Source organism: Tunicatimonas sp. (assembly GCF_049647865.1).
Classification (GTDB): Bacteria; Bacteroidota; Bacteroidia; order Cytophagales; family Cyclobacteriaceae; genus Tunicatimonas.
This window is the reverse complement of record NZ_JBARYM010000755.1, coordinates 1-1,821: the sequence shown is the minus strand read 5'-3', so window position 1 is coordinate 1,821 and position 1,821 is coordinate 1. Positions and strand designations below refer to the sequence as shown.

Annotated in this window: 3 protein-coding genes; 1 reads left to right on the top strand and 2 read right to left on the bottom strand. The window is 46.0% G+C overall.

Annotation, left to right across the window (positions count from 1 at the left end):
* The first annotated feature begins 28 nt into the window (after positions 1 to 28).
* Entirely contained in the window at positions 29 to 142 is a 114-nt protein-coding gene (locus WBA23_RS22055; protein ID WP_424584443.1) for a 30S ribosomal protein THX, read from the top strand.
* Between the two features lie 3 nt (positions 143 to 145).
* Here the strand turns inward: WBA23_RS22055 and WBA23_RS22050 are convergent, their stop codons facing one another.
* Both WBA23_RS22050 and WBA23_RS22045 read right to left on the bottom strand, forming a co-directional pair.
* Positions 146 to 733, bottom strand: a complete 588-nt coding sequence (locus WBA23_RS22050; protein ID WP_424584442.1) for a DUF4136 domain-containing protein — start codon at positions 731 to 733, stop codon at positions 146 to 148.
* Positions 734 to 789: 56 nt separating this feature from the next.
* Complete coding sequence (locus WBA23_RS22045) at positions 790 to 1,779, bottom strand: NAD(P)H-quinone oxidoreductase (RefSeq protein WP_424584441.1); 990 nt, start codon at positions 1,777 to 1,779, stop codon at positions 790 to 792.
* Between the last annotated feature and the right edge of the window lie 42 nt (positions 1,780 to 1,821).

The following is a 1,821-nucleotide window of genomic DNA, read 5'->3' as shown; positions in this document are numbered from 1 at the left end:
AATTTTCAATCAATAGTATTCTAACGCTATGGGTAAAGGAGACAAAAAAACAAAACGCGGAAAAATAAGCAAAGGAACATTTGGGGTAAGTCGTCCTAAAAAAGAAGAGAAGAAGGAGCAAACCAGTAAAAAAGAGGGCTAATGCTTAGTTAGCTGCTGAAACAGCACTAGCCATACTAGCTGGAAACTCTTTGAAAATCTTATCTACCATTTTATAAGCAGTCTCAAATCGTTCTTCGGGATTGTTCACTGGACCTATGCCTATGCCCCGCCAAACCAGTTCTTTGGCCTGTTTATCAAATAAATCTACGACCATTGTGCCGGTTTTCTCAATTTTGATTTCTTTAAACCGCTGCGAAGGCATCCAGCCACCCAAAGCGTAAGGATTATAACCCCACATCCGCCGACCGTACGCCCCGTAGGGATCAGCCGACCGGGTTACTTCCTTTCGCTCTTCATCGGTCATAATATTAAAGGCAATAATCAACTCCGGATTTTCCGCATCGGGTTGGTAATTTTTTTCACGCAATTGCGCTACAATGCTCTTTCGGATTTCATCGTACAGAATCAGACTGGCCTGATCCATTTCGGCTTCATCGGGCAATAGGAAAGCAAAAGTTCGGTAATGGTTTACTTGCTGATCGGCGGGGGCTTCGGTGAATGTTTTAATCGGTGAGCAGGCCAGTGTCAGACTGGTAATGATAAATATGCTGAAAATATATCGATAGATCATAATAGTATCCTTTAGGTTTAGAACGTAAAAATCAGCCTAATTTGTGCAAACCTCAATTAGGATTTACTAATTTTTAAGACAATTTTTCCAACGTTTTGGTTGGATTCCATCCGTTGGTGGGCCGCTTTTACTTCCTTCCAGTCCATAACTTGATCGATGACCGGGCGTAATCTTCCGGCCTCAAAGCGGGAAATAGCAAACTCGGCAAAGGCTTCGGTCAGGCGGATTTGGTAATCCCGACTACGGGAGCGTAAGGTAGAAGCCAGTATCTGAATTCGTTTACGTAGTAAGTTACCCAGATTAAATTGCTCTAAGTGGGTTCCCCCCAGCAGGGCCAGCATAATCAGCCGTCCGTCGGTACGAAGCACCGAGATATTACGCTCAAAATACGGGGCCGCCACAAAATCGATAATCACATCTACTCCTTCTCTATCAGTAATATTTTTTACCTCATCCCGGAAATCCTGACTTTTGTAATCAACCGTGTAGTGCGCCCCTAGTTCCCGACAAGCAGCGTGCTTGGTCTGGGAAGCGGTAACAATAATATCCCCCGCTTGCATTTCTTTGGCTAGTTGAATGGCGGCGGTACCTACCCCACTGCCTCCCGCATGAATTAAAATCCGCTCGCTGGGCTGTAACCTCCCCAACCAGTGTACCGCCTGAAAAGCGGTCATAAACACCTCAGGAATAGCCGCCGCTTCTTCAAACGATAAGTTCTCCGGAATCGCCATCGCCATATCCTGATGAATCACTGCGTACTCAGCGTAGCCCCCACCGGGCAATAGCCCAAATACTTTATCTCCAACCTTCCACTTTTCTACTTCTTTGCCCACTTCTACAACTTCTCCGCTCATCTCTAATCCTAAAATAGGCGAAGCTCCGGCGGGCGGCGGATACTTCCCTTCTCGCTGCAAGATATCGGCCCGGTTCAGTGCGGTAGCGTGGACTTTAACCAGTACTTCATCGGCAGCCGGTTCCGGTGTTTCGTATTCACCCAAATAAAGTTGATTGGCTGCGCCGGAAGATTTGGTAAGAATGGCTTTCATAGGTGGGTTGGGTTTCTATTAAAAGAATGCTCTATGATTTAG

Excerpts from the sequence above, each read along its gene's own strand:
- WBA23_RS22055 (WP_424584443.1), top strand. The coding sequence starts at position 29 with ATGGGTAAAGGAGACAAAAAAACAAAACGCGGAAAAATAAGCAAAGGA.
- WBA23_RS22050 (WP_424584442.1), bottom strand. The coding sequence starts at position 733 with ATGATCTATCGATATATTTTCAGCATATTTATCATTACCAGTCTGACA.
- WBA23_RS22045 (WP_424584441.1), bottom strand. The coding sequence starts at position 1,779 with ATGAAAGCCATTCTTACCAAATCTTCCGGCGCAGCCAATCAACTTTAT.